Source organism: Cellulomonas sp. NEAU-ZC6 (assembly GCF_056844425.1).
In genome coordinates, this window is record NZ_JBXFYH010000001.1 from 612881 (window position 1) to 633162 (window position 20282).

Annotated in this window: 15 protein-coding genes; 4 read left to right on the plus strand and 11 right to left on the minus strand. The window is 74.6% G+C overall.

Annotation, left to right across the window (positions count from 1 at the left end; translation table 11 throughout):
• Nucleotides 1-137: 137 nt before the first annotated feature.
• A complete protein-coding gene (locus AC1050_RS02930; RefSeq protein ID WP_482385880.1) occupies nucleotides 138-602 on the plus strand; it encodes a DUF6325 family protein in 465 nt (154 codons plus the stop codon).
• Between the two features lie 34 nt (nucleotides 603-636).
• The gene (locus AC1050_RS02935) at nucleotides 637-918 is read left to right on the plus strand and encodes an SHOCT domain-containing protein (RefSeq protein ID WP_482385881.1); all 282 of its coding nucleotides are present in this window, start codon (nucleotides 637-639) and stop codon (nucleotides 916-918) included.
• 99 nt (nucleotides 919-1017) lie between these two features.
• On the opposite strand, the gene AC1050_RS02940 is transcribed toward AC1050_RS02935, so the two are convergent.
• Nucleotides 1018-2505, minus strand: coding sequence for an MFS transporter (locus AC1050_RS02940; RefSeq protein ID WP_482387227.1), 1488 nt, complete (start codon nucleotides 2503-2505; stop codon nucleotides 1018-1020).
• A 92-nt stretch (nucleotides 2506-2597) separates the two neighbouring features.
• Nucleotides 2598-5300, minus strand: coding sequence for a cation-translocating P-type ATPase (locus tag AC1050_RS02945; RefSeq protein WP_482385882.1), 2703 nt, complete (start codon nucleotides 5298-5300; stop codon nucleotides 2598-2600).
• A 257-nt stretch (nucleotides 5301-5557) separates the two neighbouring features.
• Here AC1050_RS02945 and AC1050_RS02950 point away from each other — a divergent pair, with 257 nt between their 5' ends.
• Together AC1050_RS02950 and AC1050_RS02955 are read left to right on the plus strand one after the other, a co-directional pair.
• Nucleotides 5558-5938 (plus strand): SHOCT domain-containing protein, encoded by a 381-nt coding sequence (locus tag AC1050_RS02950; RefSeq protein ID WP_482385883.1) that lies wholly within the window; start codon nucleotides 5558-5560, stop codon nucleotides 5936-5938.
• Nucleotides 5935-7332, plus strand: coding sequence for a DUF2252 domain-containing protein (locus tag AC1050_RS02955; protein ID WP_482385884.1), 1398 nt, complete (start codon nucleotides 5935-5937; stop codon nucleotides 7330-7332). The genes AC1050_RS02950 and AC1050_RS02955 overlap by 4 nt, the downstream gene beginning before the upstream one ends.
• Before the next feature lie 9 nt (nucleotides 7333-7341).
• Here AC1050_RS02955 and AC1050_RS02960 read toward each other — a convergent pair whose 3' ends face one another.
• From AC1050_RS02960 to gltB, 9 genes are all read right to left on the minus strand, one after another.
• Entirely contained in the window at nucleotides 7342-7488 is a 147-nt protein-coding gene (locus AC1050_RS02960) for a chromosome partitioning protein (RefSeq protein WP_482385885.1), read from the minus strand.
• 52 nt (nucleotides 7489-7540) lie between these two features.
• On the minus strand, nucleotides 7541-8557 hold the full coding sequence (locus AC1050_RS02965; RefSeq protein WP_482385886.1) for a hypothetical protein: 1017 nt from the start codon (nucleotides 8555-8557) through the stop codon (nucleotides 7541-7543).
• 102 nt (nucleotides 8558-8659) lie between these two features.
• Nucleotides 8660-9304, minus strand: a complete 645-nt coding sequence (locus tag AC1050_RS02970; protein ID WP_482385887.1) for a nucleoside/nucleotide kinase family protein — start codon at nucleotides 9302-9304, stop codon at nucleotides 8660-8662.
• 20 nt (nucleotides 9305-9324) lie between these two features.
• On the minus strand, nucleotides 9325-9834 hold the full coding sequence (locus tag AC1050_RS02975) for a mycothiol transferase (RefSeq protein ID WP_482385888.1): 510 nt from the start codon (nucleotides 9832-9834) through the stop codon (nucleotides 9325-9327).
• A 97-nt stretch (nucleotides 9835-9931) separates the two neighbouring features.
• A complete protein-coding gene (locus tag AC1050_RS02980) occupies nucleotides 9932-10399 on the minus strand; it encodes a hypothetical protein (RefSeq protein ID WP_482385889.1) in 468 nt (155 codons plus the stop codon).
• A 40-nt stretch (nucleotides 10400-10439) separates the two neighbouring features.
• Nucleotides 10440-12296, minus strand: coding sequence for a glycoside hydrolase family 15 protein (locus tag AC1050_RS02985; protein WP_482385890.1), 1857 nt, complete (start codon nucleotides 12294-12296; stop codon nucleotides 10440-10442).
• Nucleotides 12297-12452: 156 nt separating this feature from the next.
• On the minus strand, nucleotides 12453-13883 hold the full coding sequence (pyk, locus tag AC1050_RS02990) for a pyruvate kinase (RefSeq protein WP_482385891.1): 1431 nt from the start codon (nucleotides 13881-13883) through the stop codon (nucleotides 12453-12455).
• 335 nt (nucleotides 13884-14218) lie between these two features.
• Nucleotides 14219-15700 (minus strand): glutamate synthase subunit beta, encoded by a 1482-nt coding sequence (locus tag AC1050_RS02995; RefSeq protein WP_482385892.1) that lies wholly within the window; start codon nucleotides 15698-15700, stop codon nucleotides 14219-14221.
• Nucleotides 15693-20276, minus strand: coding sequence for a glutamate synthase large subunit (gene gltB, locus AC1050_RS03000; protein WP_482385893.1), 4584 nt, complete (start codon nucleotides 20274-20276; stop codon nucleotides 15693-15695). Before gltB ends, AC1050_RS02995 begins: the two co-directional genes overlap by 8 nt.
• Nucleotides 20277-20282: the final 6 nt, after the last annotated feature.

Genomic DNA, 20282 nt, shown 5'->3' on the forward strand with positions numbered 1-20282 from the left:
CGGGCCTCGTCACCCTCCCCGGTGCCCACCACCCGCGGGGGGTGATGCCCCGGCCGGCCGCGCGCAGCACCGTGGAGTCGGGACGCACGGGGCGTCCCCGGCCCGTCGGCGGGCCGCGGGACGGCGAGGGGGCGGGCGTGGACACCACGACGGACGAGCTGGAGATCCAGGAGATGGGGCCCGTCGACTACCTGGTCGTCGAGTTCCCCGACAACCGCCTGGACGGGACCGCGTTCCCGCTGCTGCTGGACCTGGTGGAGCGCGGCATCGTGCGGGTGCTCGACCTGGCCTTCGTGACCAAGGCCGAGGACGGCACGGTCACCGGCCTCGAGCTGCGGGACCTGGACGCGACGGGCGACTTCGACCTGACGCTGCTGGAGGGGGCCTCCTCCGGGCTGCTCGGCGACGACGACCTGGCCGAGGCCGCCGCCGCGCTGGCACCCGGGGCGGCTGCCGGCGTCCTCGTCTACGAGAACACCTGGGCGGCGCCGTTCGCCACGGCGCTGCGGCGCGGCGGCGGGCAGCTCGTCGCGAGCGGGCGCATCCCCGTGCAGGCGCTGCTGGCCGCGCTGGACGCGGTCGACGCGGTCGACGCGGGCTGACCCCGCACACCCACGAGACCTGAGGAGGACCGACATGCCCGGACTGCTGCGAGGAGTCGCGAGGACCGCCGTCGTCGCCGGGACCGCCACGGCGGTGTCCGGCCGGGTGCAACGCCGCCAGCAGGGGCGGTGGGCCCAGCAGGAGGCGCAGCAGGAGATGGCGTACGCGCCGGCTCCCGTCGCGCAGCCCGCACCGGCGGGCGGAGCCGTCGACGTGCGCCTGGACCAGCTGCGCCAGCTGGCCGAGCTGAAGGACCAGGGCGTGCTGACGCCCGCCGAGTTCGAGTCCCAGAAGGCGCGGATCCTGGCGTCCTGACCCGTGGCCACGTCGGCCCGCGTCCGCCGCACGGCGTGCGCGGGCCGTGCCGTGCGCGGGCCGTGCCGTGCGCGGGCCCGCGCGAGACGCCGCAGCGCGTCAGCCCGGTGCGGCGGCCCGGCGCATCCGCAGGACGTTCGCCACGCCCAGCAGCCCGGCGACCAGCGGGACGAGCAGCGCCGCCTGCAGGGCGCGCGGCCGGACCTCGTCGTTGATCCGCACGACCTCGGCGGCGGCCGCCGGCGGCTCGTCGGCCAGCAGGGCCGTGAGCGCGGAGGTGCTCATGAGCTCGGCGTCCTCGTCCAGGGCGCGGGCCACCCGCTCCTGGTCCGCGGGGCTCAGCACGTCGCTGTCCCGGGCCTGCGCGGTGAACCCCGTGCTGAGGGTCGCCAGCAGCACCGCGCCGGCGACCGCGAGGCCGAAGGACAGCCCGAACGACCCCGCCGCGGAGTTGACGCCCGCGGCCTCGCTGACCCGCTCCTGGGACACCGGGGACAGGGTGTAGTCGTTCAGCTGCGACACCAGCAGGCCCAGCCCGCAGCCCGCCACCAGCAGGGGCGGTGCGAGCGCCCAGCCGGACCCCGCGCGGGGTACCACGGGCAGCAGGACCGCGATCCCGACGACCAGCAGGCCGAACCCGGCGAGCACGACCCGGTGCACCGGCCACCGCCCGGGCCGCCGGCTCATCGCGAGCGCCGTGGCGAACATGGACAGCGACAGCGGCGCGAGGGACAGGCCGGCGGCCATCGCGTCGTACTCGAGCACCATCTGCAGGTAGATGGGCAGCGCGATCATCGCGCCGCCCAGGGCGACCTGCTGCAGCAGCTGCTGGGAGACGCCGACCCGGAACGGCGGGGACCGGAACAGGTCCGGGTCGAGCAGCACGGCCCGGCCGCGCCGCTGCCGCCGCACCAGCCACCCGCCCAGGGCGACCAGCGCCAGCACGCCGACGCCGACCAGCAGGCCGACGCGCTCGCCGCCCTCCTGCCAGGCGAGCACGCCGAGCACGATGCCGCCCATCCCGGTCGCCGACAGCACGGCGCCCACCCCGTCCACGCGCCGCGCACCCGTGTAGGGCACGTCGTGCACCAGGCGGATGCCCGACAGCACGACGGCGATCACCACCACCTCGAGCGCGAACGCCACCCGCCACGACAGGTAGGTGGTGATGAACCCGCCGAGCAGCGGCCCCACGGCGGCGGCCACCGCGGCGGCGGCGCCGACCAGGGCATACACCTGCTTCTGCGCGGCGCCGGCGAAGTTGCCGTGCACCAGGGACTGCATCGCCGGCAGCAGCAGCGACGCGCCGAGCCCGCCGACCACGGCCCACAGCACGATCACGGCGGTGAGGCCCTGCGCGAAGGTCATCGCGGTCGCGCCGACCGCGTAGCCGAGCAGCCCCGCGACGTACGCCTTCTTCCGGCCGACCAGGTCGCCGACCTTGCTGCCGACGAGGATGAACGCGGCCGAGACCAGCGCCTCGAGCGCGATCGCCGACTGCACCCCGCTCACCGTCGTGCCCAGGTCGTGCACCACGGCCGAGATGGACACGTTCATCAGGGACGTGTCCACCACGAGCACGAACATCGCCAGGGCGAGCAGCACGGCGAGCCGGCGCTCGGTGCGCCCGAGCGTCTCCGGCGGGCCCGGGGAGCCCGGCGCGGAGCCGGCGGGGGTCGTCATGCCCGCGACCGGTCGACCGCCCTGGCAATGGCGCGCACGACCTCGCTGCACACCAGGTAGCCCACCGCGCCCAGCAGGCACGCACCCCACTGCCCGGGGGTCAGGTCGGTGGTGCCGAACAGGCGCTGCAGGATCGGCAGCGACGTCACCAGGACGGTCAGCCCCAGCACGACCAGGACCAGGGTGACGAACCGGCCGTTCGCGACCGTCTCGTGGCTGACGACGCTGCGCCGCCGGTCCCGCCACGTCGCCGCCGCGACCACGTGCGTGAGCGCGGCGGTGGTCAGCCCCATCGTCGTGGCGACGAGCAGGCCGTACCGGGGCTCGGCCCACGCGACCACCAGCAGGGTGGCGACCGCGATCAGCAGCCCGTCCAGCCCCAGGTGCGCGCCCAGCGCCCGGCCCAGCACCGGGGCGTCGGGCGACCGCGGGCGCCGGCGCATGAGGCCCTCGCCGGCGGCGTCGAACCCGAGGCCGATCGCCAGCACCACGTCGATCGCGAAGTTGACCCAGAGGATCTGCAGCGGCGACAGCGGCACCCCGTCGGCGATCGTGAACACGCCCGCGCCGACGAACGTGAGGATGAACCCGACCAGCACGACCATCTGGAACCGCACGTACTTCATCAGGTTGTCGTAGAGCCCGCGGCCGCGCTCCACCGCCGTGACGATGGTGGCGAAGTTGTCGTCGGTCAGGATCATCTCCGCGGCGTCCTTGGTCACCTCCGTGCCGGTGATGCCCATCGCGACGCCGATGTCCGCCCGGGTGAGGGCCGGCGCGTCGTTCACGCCGTCACCGGTCATGGCCACGACCTCGCCACGGCGCTTCAGCACGTCGACCAGGCGCACCTTGTCCTCGGGCGCGACCCGCGCGACGACGCCGATGCTGTCGATCTCCGCCTCCAGCCGCTCGTCGGGCATCGCGGCGAACTCGGCGCCGGTGAGCGCGCGACCCTCGATGCCGAGCTGCGCGGCGATGGCGGCGGCCGTGGTCGCGTGGTCCCCCGTGATCATCCGGACCCGGATGCCGGCCTGGCGGCACGCGGCGATCGCCTCACCCGCCTCCCGGCGGGGCGGGTCCACGATGCCCACGAGGGCCAGCAGCTCCAGCCCGGTGACCAGCTCGAGCAGGTCGCCGCGCTCGAGGTCCGCGGGTTCGACGTCCCGCTGGGCCAGGGCGAGCACGCGCATGCCCTCGCCGGCGAGCGCGTCGTTCTCGGCGACCACCCGGGACCGGCCGTCGTCGAGCGGTCTCGCCGAGCCGTCCACGTCCCGGTACCGGTCCGACCGCGCGAGCAGCACGTCCGGCGCGCCCTTGACGAAGCACCGGACCACGACGCGGCCGTCGACCTGCACCCGGTGGAACGTCGCCATCAGCTTGTACGCGGCGTCGAACGGCACCTCCGCCACGCGCGGGAACGCCAGGCGCGTCTCGTCGACGTCCAGCCCGCCCTTGGCGGCGAGCACGACCAGCGCGCCCTCCGTCGGGTCCCCCACGCACGCCCCGTCCCGGATCACGGCGTCGCTGGCCAGGGCCATCGGCAGCAGGAACGGCTCCAGCCGCACGTCCGGACCGCCGCCGGTCGCGAGGATCCGGCCGGTCGTCGCGTACCCCTCGCCGTCCACGCCGTACCGGCGGCCCGCGAGCACCAGCCGGCGCGCGGTCATCTGGTTCAGCGTCAGGGTGCCGGTCTTGTCCGAGCAGATGGCCGACGTCGCACCGAGCGTCTCCACCGAGCGCAGCCGCTTGACGATCGCGCCCGCGTCCGCGAGCTCCCGCGTGCCCAGCGACAGCAGCATCGTCACGACGGCGGGCAGCCCGGTCGGGATCGCGGCGATCGCCAGGCTGATCCCGACCAGGAAGAGCGTGTCGAAGTCCTCGCCGCGCGCCAGGCCGAGCAGCACGATCGCCACCAGGGCCACCGCCGCCATGAGCGTGATGATGACGGTCAGCCGGTCCAGCTGCCGGGTGAGCGGGGTCTCGTCCTGCTCGACGCCGCTCAGCATCCCGGAGATGTGCCCGACCTCGGTCCCCATCCCCGTCCCGGTCACGATCATCTCGCCACGCCCGCGGGTGACCTGGGAGTTCATGTACGCGACGCAGACGCGGTCGCCGAGCGCCACGTCGGTACCGGGCACCGGGTGCACGGACTTCGGCACCGGCGTGCTCTCCCCCGTCAGGCCGGCCTCCTCGATCTCCAGCGACGCCGCGACGACCAGCCGGCCGTCCGCCGGCACCTTGTCCCCCGCCTCGAAGCCGACGACGTCGCCCGGCACCAGCTCCTCCGCCGGCACCTGCAGCAGCACGCCGTCGCGCCGGACCCGGGCCGTCATCACCAGCATCTTGCGCAGGGCGGCGACGCTCTGCGCGGCCTTGCCCTCCTGGTGCAGCCCCATCAGCGCGTTCAGCACCGTCAGGCCGAGCACCACGAGGCCGGTCGACAGGTCCCGCAGGGCGACGACGCTCACCACCGCCGCACCCACCAGCACCAGCTGCATCAGGTCGGCGTACTGCCGGGCGAACGCGCGCCACGCGGGCTCCGGCCGCTCGGCCGCCAGCGCGTTGGGGCCGTAGGCGGCCAGCCGCTGCGCCGCCTCGTGCGCGGTCAGCCCGCGCGCCGGGTCCACGGCGAACGCCTCGCTCACCTGGGCCACCGTGGCCGCGTACCACTCCCGTGCCGGAGCCTGCGTGGTCGTCATCCCGCTCACCCGCCCTCGTGCGCACGGCACCGCTGCTGCCCGCACGCGCCGCTCGCCCGTCGCGCCCGTCGCGCCGGGTCCCGCGTCCACCGTCGCGTCCGCCCGCGGCGGGTGACGCCACCCGCCGCGGGTGAGCCGGGAGGTGCGTACCTGGTCACGGCGCGCTCTCACCCCCCGCGGGTGAGGGTGCGGGGGGCCGGGGCGAGGAACGTGAGGACCGTCGGCGAGCGCGCCGGCCACGACGCGGAGGTGGAGCCGTGGACTCGTTCTGGGACTGGTTCGGACTGATGATCTGGTGGTTCGTGTTCCTCACCTACCTGGTGCTGCTGTGGCACGTCTGCGGCGACCTGTTCCGCGACCGGAGCCTGGGCGGGTGGGGCAAGGCGCTGTGGATCATCGCGCTGATCGTGCTGCCCTACCTCTCGCTGCTCGTGTACGTCATCGCCCGGGGTCGGGGCATGGGGCAGCGGCAGATCGCGGCGCAGATCCAGGCGCGCGAGGAGGCCGAGGAGTACATCCGCACGACCGCCGGGCGCTCGCCCGCCGACGAGATCGCCAGCGCCAAGCAGCTGCTCGACTCCGGCGCGATCAGCACCGAGGAGTTCGCCGGCCTCAAGCAGCGCGCGCTGGCGGGATGACCGACCCGGGCACGCCCACCCGGGCGGAGCGCGCCGCCGCGGGCCGGGCGGCGCGCTCCGCCCTGCCCCGGGGCGCGCTGGCCGACCCCGGCGACCGCGCCGACGACGCCGACCCGGTGGCGCTGCTGGTCGCGCAGGGGCAGACCCGGGTGGCCGAGCTGCTGCCGCTGCGGTACGGCCGGATGTCGGCGTCCCCGTTCGGTTTCTACCGCGGCAGCGCGCTGATCATGGCGCAGGACCTCGCGGCGCACCCGGGCAGCGGGCTGCAGGTGCAGCTGTGCGGTGACGCGCACCTGGCCAACTTCGGCCTCTACGCCAGCCCCGAACGGCACCTGCTGTTCGACGTCAACGACTTCGACGAGACCGCGCCCGGACCGTTCGAGTGGGACGTGCAGCGGCTGGTCGCGAGCGTGGAACTCGCCGCGCGCCACACCGGCGTGCGCAGCCGGGCGCGGCAGGCGCTGGTCACCGGCACCGCCCGGGCCTACCGCGAGACGGTCCGCGACCTGGCCGGCCGGCGCACCCTCGAGGTCTGGTACGCGCACCCCGACGTCGACCGGCTGGTCGAGGAGTACGCCCGGCCGGTCGGCAGGCGTGCCGAGCGCCAGGTGCAGGGCGTCGTCGGCAAGGCGATGCGCCGCGACCACCTGAGCGCGCTGACCCGGCTCACCACCGTCCGGGACGGCGTGCGCCGGTTCGTCTCCGACCCGCCGCTGCTGGTGACGGTCGACGACCTGCTCAGCGACGCCGACGGTGCCACCTTCACCGCCGGGATGCGCGGGCTGCTGCGGTCGTACCGGCGCACCCTGCCGTCGGACCGCCGCCGGCTGCTGGACCGGTACCGGCTGGTCGACGTCGCGCGCAAGGTCGTCGGCGTGGGCAGCGTCGGCACCCGGGCGTTCGTGCTCCTGATGCAGGGCGACGACGCGGACGACGCGCTGGTGCTGCAGGCCAAGGAGGCGCAGCCGTCGGTGGTGGACACCGCGCTCGGCCGGACCCGTCGCGGCCAGCACGGCCGGCGCGTCGTCGAGGGCCAGCGGCTCATGCAGTCGGCCTCGGACGTGCTGCTGGGCTGGCAGCGCACCGCCGGCCCGGACGGCGTGGCCCGCGACTACTACGTCCGCCAGCTCCGCGACTGGAAGGGCTCCGTCACCGTCGACGCGATGCGGCCCGAGGGGCTCGCCGCCTACGCCCGGGCGTGCGCCTGGACGCTGGCCCGCGCGCACGCGCGGTCCGGGGACCGGGTCGCCATCGCCGCCTACCTCGGCAGCGGCGAGCGGGCGGACGGGGCGTTCGCGGACTTCGCGACGGCGTACGCGGACCGCGCGGAGGCGGACCACGCCAGGCTGGTCGCCGCGATCGGGACCGGGCGGTTGCCGGCCGAGACCGGGTGAGGGTCCGCCCTACGCACCGGTGGGCTCGTCCTCGTCGAGCGGCTCCCGGGTGGGGGCCTCACCCGTGTGGTCGTCGGGCACCGGGTCCGGGTCGACGCCGAGCGTCGGCAGGTCGGGCTGGCGGGCGTCGAAGCTGTCGGGCACGTTCTCGCTCATGCCCTCCACGGTGGCACCACGCAGCCCCGCGCGCACGCGGTGCGGACGGCGGCTAGCCGAGCAGCCCCGCCAGCACGCGGAGCGCGTCCGAGTCCGCCGGGACGGGCAGGTCGATCGCGGTATCGCCGCTGCGCAGCGTCACCACCGCGACGTCGTGGTAGACCGGGTGCGTGCGCGTGGCCACGTCGGTGAGCCGGTCCAGCGGCAGCACCAGGCGCGACTCGGAGTGCACCGGCGTCCGGCCGCGGACCAGCCAGTCCCGCCGGCCGAACACCTGCAGCTCGCGGCCCTCGGAGGCCACGACCGCGGCCTGGACCGTCATGGGGTGCAGCAGGTGCAGCAGCCGCGCCGGCCCTCCGGCGGACGGCGCCACGGTGCGACGCGGGTGCGAGGCCAGGGCCTTGAGGCCCGGCTCGCGGTCGGCGACCTCGCGGTAGGCGGACACCAGCCCGATCTCCTTCTCCCCCAGCGCCCGCCGGTCCAGCCGCGCCGTCCCCGGCGTGCGCACCGTCGGGTCCCGCGGGGCGGGGTCGCCCGTCGTCGGGACGGGCCAGGCGAGCAGCCGCAGCAGGTCGACCAGCTGCTCCACCACGTCGGCCGAGGAGCCGTTGAACCGGATCCGCACGGGAGCGCCCGTGACGGCGTGCACGGTGAGCCGGCCGTCCAGCAGGTCGACGCTGGTCTGCACGGCGGCGACCCGGTCGTACGCGATCTCGCGGACGTCGTAGCGGCGGCCGCCCGCGGGCGCGGCGGCCGCGCGCCGTGCCGCCGGCGTGCTGATCCGGCTGAGCGCCGTGAACCGGTCGGGGCCCAGCACGAGCAGGTGGTCGTACAGGTCCATGTCCGGCGTCGCGTCCCGCCGGGCGATGTCGCGCGGCACCTTGAGCACGAGGCGGCTCGCCGCCAGGTCGACCGGGTGGTCCCGGTACAGCGGCGGCACCTCCTCGGCCGAGCGCACCGGGTCCACCCAGGGACCGAACGCGTCGTACTCCGGCGTCGAGGGCGCGTCACCGGACCCGGTGCCGCCGCGTCCCCCGTCGGCCCCTCGCCGCACCGCCGCCTCGTCCATCGCCGCACCTCCGCACCGTGGACCGCTCACCCGCGAGGATCCGCCCACCCCCAGCATGCACCCCGATCGGGTGCGGACCCAGAGCGGGCGCCCGGTCCGGGCTCAGCGCTCGACGACCCAGCCGGGCCGCCGCGGGTCGTCCACCCGGACCACGACGTCCGCGACGTCCTCGGGCTCGACCTCCGCGCGGTACCGCTGCTCGGCGGGCAGCCGCCACGCCTGGTCCGGCGGGGTCAGCCGCGCGAGGGTCTCCGGCCGGACGGCGAGGTGCACCGCGAGGTCCACCGGCAGCCACCGGCCCAGCAGGAACGTGCCGTCCAGCAGCAGCACGGCGCCGGGAGGGGCCTGCACCCGGCCGGCGCGGGCGGACCGCTCGCGCACGGCGTCCCAGAGCGCCGGCAGGTAGCGGCCGTCGCCGTCCGGGCCCAGGGGGTCGAGCACCTCGCGGATCAGCGCGCCGGTGTCCAGCGCGTCGTCCAGCAGCGCGTCGGGGTCCTCGCGGCCGTGCTCGAACCGGACCCCCGCCGGACGCAGGAAGTCGCCCGCCGACACCCGCACCGCCGCGTGCCCGCGGGCGCGCAGCGGCTCGACCAGGGCGTCCGCGAGCCGCTCCGGGCGGGTGGGCGGCGCACCGTCGAGCAGCACCAGCCAGCGCCGGTCCCGCTCGGGCGCCGCCGTCAGGCCGTCGAGCACCCGGTCCACCAGCCGCTCCACCACGACCTCGGGGCTGACGGGCTGCACACGCACCCGACCAGTCTGCCCCGGGCTCAGGCCTGCGACGTCACGACGCCCTTGATGAAGGCCGCCTGCCCCGCGTGCTCCAGCACGTCACCCAGCACGCTCACCAGCCGCACCCCGACGGTCACCGGCGGGTCCCAGCCCTCGTCGACCACCCGGGCCAGGTCCTCGTCCTCCAGCCGTGCGAGGTAGGCGTCGGTGGCCGCCCGCGTCGCGTCCAGGTACGCGCCCAGCAGCGCGGCGTCGGCCCGCACCTGCGCCACCTCGTCCGGGCTCTGGCCGTAGCCCGTCGCGTCCGCGTCGAACGGCAGGCCGAACCGCTCCACGAAGCCCTGGGCGGTCCAGACCTGCTCGGTCCCGGCGACGTCGGCCACCTGCGCGTCCTCCACCCGGGCCAGGTGCCACACCAGCCAGGCGATCGTGTTCGCCTCCGGCCCGAGGCGCGTGGTGAGCTCGCGCTCCCCGGCCCCCTCCAGCACGCCGTGCACCAGGTCCCCGACCCGGCCGTACCCGTCCTGCAGCACCTCGACGCCGTCCACACCCGCTCCTCACCCGTCGTCCGTCCCGGTCGCCTCGCACCGTATGCCGAGGCGCCGGCGCGCGCGCGACGAGCGTGGTCGCGGGGACCGGCAGCAGTCAGCGGGCAGCCCGCACCCGGCGACGGTCGATCGCGGCCCCCTGCGCACCGAGCAGCGACCCGGTCGCGACGACGACCAGGCCGGAGACGACGGCCGTCGCGACCTGGCTCGCCCGCGACGCCTCGGCGAGGAACGGCAGGACGACGAGGATCACCCCGACCAGCGTGACGATCCACCCGAAGTACGACACCGGCCGCGGGACCGCGACCAGGAGCAGGTGCAGCACACCGGTGAGCAGCACCGCCAGCACCGCGGCGCCCGCGGCGTAGGTGGCGGTTCCCGACCACCCGAGGCCGAGCGGGTCCGCCGAGAGCAGCGCGGTGTCCAGCACGGCCCGCGCCACCGTGGCGCCGGCGAGCGCGATGAGGGCCGCGACGGCGGCCGTCGCGAGCCCGGCCGCCCAGAGCCGTGCGGCGAACCGGGGTGGGGCCGGGTGCGGGTCGTACGGGCTGCTCGGCTCGGTCACGGCTGCTCCTCCGTCGGGTGGTCCGGCGACCCGGCGCCGGTCAGAGCGGCGCTCCCGTGCGCCGCCGGGCGACGCCGTCGAGCGTCGCGTCGAGGGTGATCGCCGCGTCGATCAGCGCCAGGTGGGTGAAGGCCTGCGGGAAGTTGCCCAGCTGCTCGCCGGTGAGCCCGATCTCCTCGGAGTACAGGCCGACGTGGTTGGCGTAGGTGAGCATCTTGTCGAACACCATCCGGGCCTCGTCGGGCATCCCCGCGCGGGCGAGCGCGTCGACGTAGTTGAAGGTGCACAGCGAGAACGTGCCCTCGTCGCCGACGAGGCCGTCCGGCGACGCCGCCGGGTCGTAGCGGTACACCAGGCTGTCGGTGACGAGCTCGGTGGCCATCGCCGCCAGCGTGGACCGCCACGCCGGGTCCCGCGGGTCGATGAACCCGACGGTCGCCATCCGCAGCAGCGACGAGTCCAGCACCTCGGTCCGGTAGTGCTGCACGAACGCGCCGCGGCGGGCGTTCCAGCCCCGCTTCCAGACCTGGTCGTACACCGCGTCGCGCCCGGCGGTCCACCGGGCCAGGTCCGCCGGCCGCCCGTGGTCCGTCGCCAGCCGGATGCCGCGGTCCAGCGCGGTCCAGCTCATCACGCGGCCGTACGTGAAGTCCTGCCGGCCGCCCCGCGTCTCCCAGATGCCCTCGTCCGGCTGGTCCCAGTGCTCGCAGAGCCAGTCGAGCATGTCGCGCAGCGCGACCCAGCCGCGGTGCCCCATGGCGAGCCCGTGCTGGTCGGCGAAGTAGACGCTGCCGAGGGCCTCGCCGTAGATGTCGAGCTGGAGCTGGTCCTGCGCGGCGTTGCCGATGCGCACCGGGCTGGAGCCGCGGTAGCCCTCCCAGTGCGGCAGCGACTCCTCCACCAGGTCGGAGGAGCCGTCGACGCGGTACATGATCCGCAGCGGGCCGCTGCCCCCGACCACCCCCTCCTCGATCCGGTCCCGCAGCCACGCGCCGAAGTCGGCGGCCTCGTCCACGAACCCGAGGCCCAGCAGGGAGTAGATGGAGAACGACGCGTCCCGGACCCAGGTGTACCGGTAGTCCCAGTTCCGCTCGCCGCCGACCTGCTCGGGCAGCCCGGCGGTCGGTGCCGCCACGAGCGCGCCCGACGGGGCGTACGTCATCAGCTTGAGCGCGATGGCCGAGCGCTGCAGGGCCTCGCGCCACCGGCCGGCGTACGTGGAGCGGGCCAGCCAGCCGCGCCAGAAGGACGCGGTGCCGTCCAGCAGCTCCCGCAGGTCGCCGGCGCGGATCTCCCGCGGCGGGCCGTCGGCCGCCGACTCGAGCACCAGCCCGGTGCGCTCCCCCGCGACCAGCTCGTACACCACCCGGACGTCCCCGTCGGCGTCGACCTCCAGGCGCTCCCGGCTCCGGTCGTCCTCGGTGCGCACGGTGTGCAGGGTCAGGGTCAGGTCGGCGCTCGCGAACACGGCCCCGTGCTCGGTCACCGTCGTCTCGTGCGGCGCGCGGCCGTAGTCGAACCGCGGCGCGACGTGCGCCTCGAACCGGACCCGCCCCCGGACGCACCGCATCACCCGCACGAGCCGGTGCTGCGGCGTGACGGTCCGGCCGGTGGGCGGCATGAAGTCGATCACCTCGCCCACCCCCTCCTCCGTGAGGAAGCGCGTGACCAGCACCGCGGTGTCCGGCAGGTACAGCTGCTTGACGACGTGGTCGTCGCCCAGCGGCGCGATGCGGAACCGGCCGCCACGTCGCGCGTCGAGCAGGGACCCGAACACGCTGGGCGAGTCGAACCGGGGGACGCAGTACCAGTCGACCGCGCCGTCGGTCGACACCAGGGCGGCGGTCTGCAGGTCGCCGATCAGCCCGTGGTCCGCGATCAGGGGGTAGGTCGCCATCGTGCGGTCCTCCTGGACACCCGGGTGCGTGCGGGACACCCCCACGATCCCCCGGCGGGTCACCCGGCACGTCGCCCGGCGCGGGTGAGGTCCGGCCGGGACGCGCAGGGCCCCGCAGCCGGACGGCTGCGGGGCCCTGCGCGGACGTGCGGTGCGTCAGGCGACGCGACCCGAGGCGTCGTCGCCGATCTTGTGCACGATGATCGAGTTGGTCGACCCGACGACGCCGACCGGCGTGCCGGCCACGACGACGACGTAGTCGCCGACCTCGGCGAGGCCCTGCGCGCGCAGCGTGGACTCGACCTGCTGGACCATCGCGTCGGTGTGCTCGACCTGCGGCACCTCGTACGTCTGCGTGCCCCAGCTCAGCGACAGCGTGTTGCGGACCGAGGGGGTCGGCGTGAACGCCAGCAGCGGGATGGAGGAGCGCAGGCGGGACATGCGGCGCGCGGAGTCGCCGGACTGCGTGAAGGTCACGAGGTACTTCACACCCAGCGTCTCGCCGATCTCGGCGGCCGCGCGGGTGATGGCGCCACCGCGGGTGTGCGGGGTGGAGCCGAGGGGCGCGATGCGCTCGCGACCCATCTCCTCGGTGGCCTCGATGATCCGCGCCATCGTGCGGACGGTCTCGATCGGGTACTCGCCGACCGAGGTCTCGCCGGACAGCATGACCGCGTCGGCGCCGTCGAGCACCGCGTTCGCGCAGTCGGACGTCTCGGCGCGCGTCGGGCGCGGGTTGTTGGTCATCGACTCGAGCACCTGGGTGGCGACGATGACCGGCTTGGCGTTGCGGCGGGCCAGCTCGACGGCGCGCTTCTGGACGAGCGGCACCTGCTCCAGCGGCAGCTCCACGCCCAGGTCGCCGCGGGCGACCATGATGCCGTCGAACGCGTCGACGATCTCGGCGAGGTTCTCGACGGCCTGCGGCTTCTCGATCTTGGCGATGACCGGGACGACCCGGCCCTCCTCCTCCATGATCCGGCGCACGTCGTCGTAGTCGGCGGCGTTGCGGACGAAGGACAGCGCGATGATGTCGGCGCCGGTGCGCAGCGCCCAGCGCAGGTCCTCCTCGTCCTTGTCGCTCATGGCCGGGACGGACACGGCGACGCCGGGCAGGTTGATGCCCTTGTTGTTCGAGACCGGGCCGCCGACCTCGACGCGGGTGACCACGCGCGGGCCCTCGACGGCGGTGACGCGCACGAGCACGCGGCCGTCGTCGATCAGCAGCGGGTCGCCGACGCGGGCGTCGTCCGCCAGGCCCTTGTGGGTCGTGGAGACGAGCTCCTTGGTGCCGGGGACGTCCTCGGTGGTGATGGTGAACGTGTCACCCTCGGCCAGGACGTGCTTGCCCTCGGTGAAGCGACCCAGGCGGATCTTGGGGCCCTGCAGGTCGACCAGGACGGCGACCGAGCGGCCCGAGGCCTTCGCGGCGGCGCGCACGTTGTCGTACACCCGCTTGTGCACCTCGGTCTCGCCGTGGCTGCGGTTCAGCCGCGCCACGTCCATGCCGGCGTCGACAAGGGCCTGGATCTGCTCGGCGGACTCCGTGGCGGGGCCGATGGTGCAGACGATCTTCGCTCTACGCATGGGGGAAAGCCTAGGCCTTTCGTGACAGACGGTTCGGACCGAACGTCCTGGTCGGCTCGGGGCTGCCCGTGACGAGGAGGACGCGCGCGGTTGATGGTCGACGGCGCAGCGCCACCGTGCCCGCACCCGGTCGGGGCGGGCAGCCGCGGCGCGGTACTGCCAGACGGGCACGAGTCTACGGCCGCCGGGCGGTCCCGCCCGACCCGGGACGCGCCCGAGGACCCCGGGCACCCGTCCCGGTGGTACGCGGACGGGCGGCCGAACGGGCGGACCCGGGACCGAGGTCCCAGAGTTCGCCGGACGTTCGACCGCCCGTCACGTGTCGTGCGCCGTGCTCAGGCCCGCATCGCCACCGTGCCCGCGCTCACCGGGGCGGGCAGCTCGGTCGACCCGCCGAGGTACGTGTCGACCGCGGCGGCCGCGGCGCGGCCCTCGGCGATGGCCCACACGATCAGCGACTGGCCGCGGCCCGCGTCGCCGGCGACGAACACGCCGGGCACGGAGGTCGCGAAGTCGTCCGACCGGGCGACCAGGCCGCGCGCGGTCAGGTCGACGCCGGCCTGCGCGACCAGGTCCTCGGTCTCGGGACCGGTGAAGCCCATCGCGATCAGCACGAGGTCCGCCGGGATGTCCCGCTCGGTGCCCGCTGCGGGCACGCGGCGGCCGTCCGGCTGGTACTCGGTGGTGGCGAGGCGCAGGTGCGTGACCTGGCCGTCCTCGCCGCCGAGGAACGCCACGGTGGAGGCGAGGAACGCGCGGTCGCCGCCCTCCTCGTGCGACGAGGAGACCTCGAACAGCACCGGGTCGGTCGGCCACGGCTGGTTCGCCGGTCGCTCCACGGGCGGCTGCTTGCCGATCGCGAGCGTGGTGACGGACGCGGCCCCCTGGCGCAGCGCGGTGCCGACGCAGTCCGATCCGGTGTCGCCGCCGCCGATGACCACGACGTGCTTGCCCGCGGCGTCGATCGGGTCGGCGACGACCTTGCCCGCCACCAGCGCGTTGGACCCGTGCAGGTAGTCCATCGCCGGGTGGATGCCGGCCAGCTCGCGGCCGGGCAGCGGCAGGTCGCGCGGCACGGTGGACCCGGTGGCGACGACGACGGCGTCGTACCGGGACCGCAGCTGCGCCCACGTGATGTCGCGGCCGATCTCGACGTTCGGCCGGAACCGCGTGCCCTCGGCCTCCATCTGCGCGAGGCGGCGGTCGATGTGCCGCTTCTCGAGCTTGAAGTCCGGCACGCCGTAGCGCAGCAGACCGCCGATGGCGTCGTCCCGCTCGTAGACGGCGACGGTGTGCCCGGCGCGGGTCAGCTGCTGCGCGGCGGCGAGCCCGGCGGGGCCGGAGCCGACGACGGCCACGGTGTGCCCGGACAGGCGCTGCGGCACCTGCGGGTGCACCAGGCCGCGGTCGAAGGCCTCGTCGATGATCGAGACCTCGACGTTCTTGATCGTCACGGCCGGCTGGTTGATGCCGAGCACGCACGCGGACTCGCACGGCGCCGGGCAGATGCGGCCGGTGAACTCCGGGAAGTTGTTCGTGGCGTGCAGCCGCTCGATGGCGTCACCCCACTGGCCGCGCCACACCAGGTCGTTCCACTCGGGGATCAGGTTCCCCAGCGGGCAGCCGTTGTGGCAGAACGGCACGCCGCAGTCCATGCAGCGGCCGGCCTGCTGGGTGATGAGCGTGGCGGCCTGCGGGTCGTCCTGCACGCTGCGGTGCTCGTGCACCTCGCGCCAGTCCATCAGGCGCAGGGCCACGGGGCGGTTGGCGGGCAGCTCGCGCTCCCGCACCTTCATGAAGCCGCGGGGGTCAGCCACGAGCCACCTCCAGGATGCCCTCCCACACGCCGGGCGTGCTCGGGTCGAGGCCGTCGGCCTCCGCCTTCGCCAGCGCCGCGCGGACGCGGGAGTACTCGGTCGGCCGCACCCGGGTGAACCGGGCGCGGGTCGCGTCGGTCAGGACGCCGTCGGCGAGCAGCTCGGCGGCGACCCGCGAGCCCGTCTCGTCGGCGTGCCGCCGCAGCAGGTCCAGCACCAGGGCCGCGTCCTCGTCGTCGAGCGGGTCGAGACCCAGCTCGCCGACGGCGACCGCCTGGACGTTGACACGCTCGGGCTTGAGGTCGAGCACGTAGGCCGTGCCGCCGGACATGCCCGCGGCGAAGTTCCGGCCGGTGCGGCCGAGCACGAGCACGGTGCCGCCGGTCATGTACTCGCAGCCGTGGTCGCCCACGCCCTCGACCACCAGGGTCGCGCCGGAGTTGCGCACGCCGAACCGCTCGCCGACGACGCCGCGCAGGAACATCTCGCCGGACGTCGCGCCGTAGCCGATCACGTTGCCCGCGATCACGTTGTGCTCGCCGCTCAGCGCGGTGTTGCGGTCGGGGCGCACGATCACGCGCCCGCCGGACAGGCCCTTGCCGACGTAGTCGTTCGCGTCGCCCTCGAGCCGCAGGGTGATGCCCTTCGGGACGAACGCGGCGAACGACTGGCCGGCGGACCCGGTCAGCCGGACCTCGATGGTGTCGTCCGGCAGGCCGGCGCCGCCGTAGCGACGGGTCACCTCGTGGCCGAGCATCGTGCCGACGGTGCGGTTGACGTTGCGCACCGGCAGCTCGATCCGCACGGGGCGGGCGTCCTCGAGGGCGTCCGCCGCCATCGCGATGAACTGGTTGTCCAGCGCGCGCTCGAGCCCGTGGTCCTGGGCATGCACGTGGTGCAGCGCGGAGCCGGGGACCGGCTCCGGCAGCGCGAGCACGGGCGCCAGGTCCAGGCCCTGCGCCTTCCAGTGGTCGACGGCCGCGCGGGTGTCGAGCATCTCGACGTGGCCGACGGCCTCGAGGATGCTGCGGAACCCGAGCTCGGCGAGCAGCTCGCGGACCTCCTGGGCGATGAACTCGAAGAACGTCACGACGAACTCCGGCTTGCCCGTGAACCGGGACCGCAGGTCGGGGTTCTGCGTCGCGACGCCCACGGGGCAGGTGTCGAGGTGGCAGACGCGCATCATGATGCAGCCCGAGACCACCAGCGGCGCCGTCGCGAAGCCGAACTCCTCGGCACCCAGCAGCGCGCCGACGATCACGTCGCGCCCGGTCTTGAGCTGGCCGTCGACCTGCACCACGACGCGGTCGCGCAGGTTGTTCAGCACGAGCGTCTGCTGGGTCTCGGCCAGGCCGATCTCCCACGGGGTGCCCGCGTGCTTGAGGCTGGTCAGCGGCGAGGCGCCCGTGCCGCCGTCGTGGCCGGAGATGAGCACGACGTCGGAGTGCGCCTTGGCCACGCCGGCCGCGACGGTGCCCACGCCGAACTCGCTGACGAGCTTGGTGTGGATCCGCGCGGACGGGTTCGCGTTCTTGGCGTCGTGGATCAGCTGCGCCAGGTCCTCGATGGAGTAGATGTCGTGGTGCGGCGGCGGGGAGATCAGGCCCACGCCCGGCGTGGAGTGCCGGGTCTTGGCGACCCACGGGTAGACCTTCGGCCCGGGCAGCTGACCGCCCTCGCCGGGCTTGGCGCCCTGGGCGAGCTTGATCTGGATGTCGTCCGCGAACGTCAGGTACTCGGACGTGACGCCGAAACGCCCCGACGCGATCTGCTTGATCGCGGAGCGGCGCTCCGGGTCGTGCAGCCGCTCCGGGTCCTCGCCGCCCTCGCCGGTGTTCGACTTGGCGCCGAGCCGGTTCATGGCGATCGCGAGCGTCTCGTGCGCCTCCGCCGAGATGGAGCCGTAGGACATCGCGCCGGTGCTGAACCGCTTGACGATCTCGCTGACCGGCTCGACCTCGTCGATCGGCACCGGCGGGCGCGCGCCGACCTTGAGGTCGAGCAGGCCGCGCAGGGTCATCAGGCGGGACGACTGCTCGTTGACCCGGTGCGTGTAGTCGCGGAACACGTCCATCTGCCGCGTGCGGGTGGAGTGCTGCAGCCGGAACACGGTCTCGGGGTCGAACAGGTGGTCCTCGCCGTCGCGACGCCACTGGTACTCGCCACCCGTGGCGAGGCGGCGGTGCGCGAGGCGGTTGCCGTTGGGCGGGTAGGCGTCGTTGTGCCGGGCCGCGACCTCGGCGGCGATGACGTCCAGCCCGATGCCGCCGAGCCGGCTGGTGGTGCCGGTGAAGTACCGCTCCACCAGCGCCTGGGACAGCCCGATGGCCTCGAAGACCTGGGCGCCGCGGTAGGACGCGATGGTCGAGATGCCCATCTTGGACATGACCTTGAGGACGCCCTTGCCGAGCGCCTTGATCAGGTTCTTGACGGCCTGCTCCGGCGCGACGCCCGGCAGGTAGCCGTTGGTCGCGAGGTCCTCGACGGTCTCCATCGCCAGGTACGGGTTCACCGCGGCGGCGCCGTACCCGATCAGCAGCGCGACGTGGTGCACCTCGCGGACGTCACCGGCCTCGACGACCAGCGACACCTGGGTGCGGGTGTGCCGGCGCAGCAGGTGGTGGTGCACGGCGGACAGCAGCAGCAGCGACGGGATCGGCGCGCGGTCGGCGTCGGAGTCCCGGTCGGACAGCACCAGGAAGCTCACGCCGTCGGCGATCGCCCGGTCGCACTCGGCGAAGATCTCCTCGAGGCGCCGCTCCAGGGCCGCTCCCCCGCCGTCGACCTTGTACAGGCCGCGGACGATGGTGGTGCGGAAGATGCCGGCCATCGCCGGGTCCTTGTGGATCTTGACGATCTTGGCCAGGCCGTCGTTGTCCAGCACCGGGAACGGCAGCACGAGCTTGCGCGCGTGCAGCGGCGTGTCCTCCAGCAGGTTCGGCTCCGGGCCGATCGCCCCGCCGATGGACGTGACGAGCTCCTCGCGGATCGCGTCCAGCGGCGGGTTGGTCACCTGCGCGAACATCTGCGTGAAGTAGTCGAACAGCATCCGCGGCCGCTGCGAGAGCACCGCGATCGGGGTGTCCGAGCCCATGGCGCCGAGCGGCTCCGCGCCCGCGGCGCCCATGGGCGTCAGGAGGATCTTCAGCTCCTCCTCGGTGTACCCGAACGCCCGCTGGCGACGGCGCACCGAGGCGGACGAGTGCTGCACGTGCTCGCGCTCGGGGAGCTGCTCCAGGTAGACGGAGTTCTCCCGCACCCAGTCCGCGTACGGGCGCTGGGCGGCGAGCTGGGCCTTGATCTCGTCGTCCTCGATGATCCGGCCCTGGCCGGTGTCGACCAGGAACATCCGGCCCGGCTCGAGCCGGCCCTTGCGGACGACGGTCGCCGGGTCCAGGTCGAGCACGCCCGCCTCGGACGCCATGACGACCAGGCCGTCCTCGGTCACCCAGAACCGGCCGGGGCGCAGGCCGTTGCGGTCCTGCACCGACCCGATCAGCGTGCCGTCGGTGAACGTCATCGCCGCGGGGCCGTCCCAGGGCTCCATCAGGCTGGAGTGGTACTCGTAGAACGCGCGGCGCGCCGGGTCCATCTGGGCGTGGTTCTCCCAGGCCTCCGGGATCATCATCATGATCGCGTGCGGCAGGGAGCGGCCGCCCAGGTGCAGCAGCTCGAGCACCTCGTCGAACGACCCGGAGTCCGAGCCGCCCGGGGTGCAGACCGGCAGCAGCGGGGCGAGGTCGCCCAGCACGTCCGAGCGCAGCGTGCCCTCGCGGGCGGCGACCCAGTTGCGGTTGCCCCGCACCGTGTTGATCTCGCCGTTGTGCGCGATCAGCCGGAACGGCTGCGCCAGCGGCCAGGACGGGAAGGTGTTGGTCGAGAACCGGGAGTGCACGAGCGCGAGCTCGGAGGCGTACCGCGGGTCCGACAGGTCGGCGAAGAACGGCTCCAGCTGGCCCGGCGTGAGCATGCCCTTGTAGGACAGGGTGCGGGCGGACAGCGACGCGAAGTACACGCCGAGCTCGCGCTCGGCGCGCTTGCGCAGCCGGTACGCCCGGCGGTCCAGGTCGACCCCCGCGAGCTCGCGGGACGGGTCGGCCACGACGAGCTGGCGGAACACCGGCATCGAGGACCGGGCCGTGGGGCCGACCAGGTCGGCGGTGACGGCGACGTCGCGCCAGGCGAGCACGTCGAGCTTCTCCTCGGCGGCGATCGCCTCGACCGCGCGCACCGCGACCGTGCGCTCCTCGTCGTCCTGCGGCAGGAACGCCATGCCGATCGCGTAGTGGCCGGCCGGGGGCAGCTCGGCGTCCACGACGTCGCGCAGGAACGCGTCGGGGATCTGGGTCAGGATGCCGGCGCCGTCGCCGCTGTTCTCCTCCGCACCGACCGCGCCGCGGTGGTCGAGGTTGAGCAGGGCGGTCAGCCCGGCGTCGACGATGTCGCGGCCGGGCGTGCCGCGCAGCGTCGCGACGAACGCGAAACCGCAGGCGTCGTGCTCGGCAGCCGGGTCGTACAGACCGACCTGCTGCGGCACGGCGGGGGAAGCACCGAGACGCTGTGGCGACGCGGGCATCAGCAC

Bases quoted from the DNA above. Each gene is read 5' to 3' on its own strand.
- AC1050_RS02935 (WP_482385881.1), top strand. From the start codon at position 637: ATGCCCGGACTGCTGCGAGGAGTCGCGAGGACCGCCGTCGTCGCCGGG.
- AC1050_RS02940 (WP_482387227.1), bottom strand. From the start codon at position 2,505: ATGTTCGTGCTCGTGGTGGACACGTCCCTGATGAACGTGTCCATCTCG.
- AC1050_RS02945 (WP_482385882.1), bottom strand. From the start codon at position 5,300: ATGACGACCACGCAGGCTCCGGCACGGGAGTGGTACGCGGCCACGGTG.
- AC1050_RS02955 (WP_482385884.1), top strand. From the start codon at position 5,935: ATGACCGACCCGGGCACGCCCACCCGGGCGGAGCGCGCCGCCGCGGGC.
- AC1050_RS02960 (WP_482385885.1), bottom strand. From the start codon at position 7,488: ATGAGCGAGAACGTGCCCGACAGCTTCGACGCCCGCCAGCCCGACCTG.
- AC1050_RS02965 (WP_482385886.1), bottom strand. From the start codon at position 8,557: ATGGACGAGGCGGCGGTGCGGCGAGGGGCCGACGGGGGACGCGGCGGC.
- AC1050_RS02985 (WP_482385890.1), bottom strand. From the start codon at position 12,296: ATGGCGACCTACCCCCTGATCGCGGACCACGGGCTGATCGGCGACCTG.
- pyk (WP_482385891.1), bottom strand. From the start codon at position 13,883: ATGCGTAGAGCGAAGATCGTCTGCACCATCGGCCCCGCCACGGAGTCC.
- gltB (WP_482385893.1), bottom strand. From the start codon at position 20,276: ATGCCCGCGTCGCCACAGCGTCTCGGTGCTTCCCCCGCCGTGCCGCAG.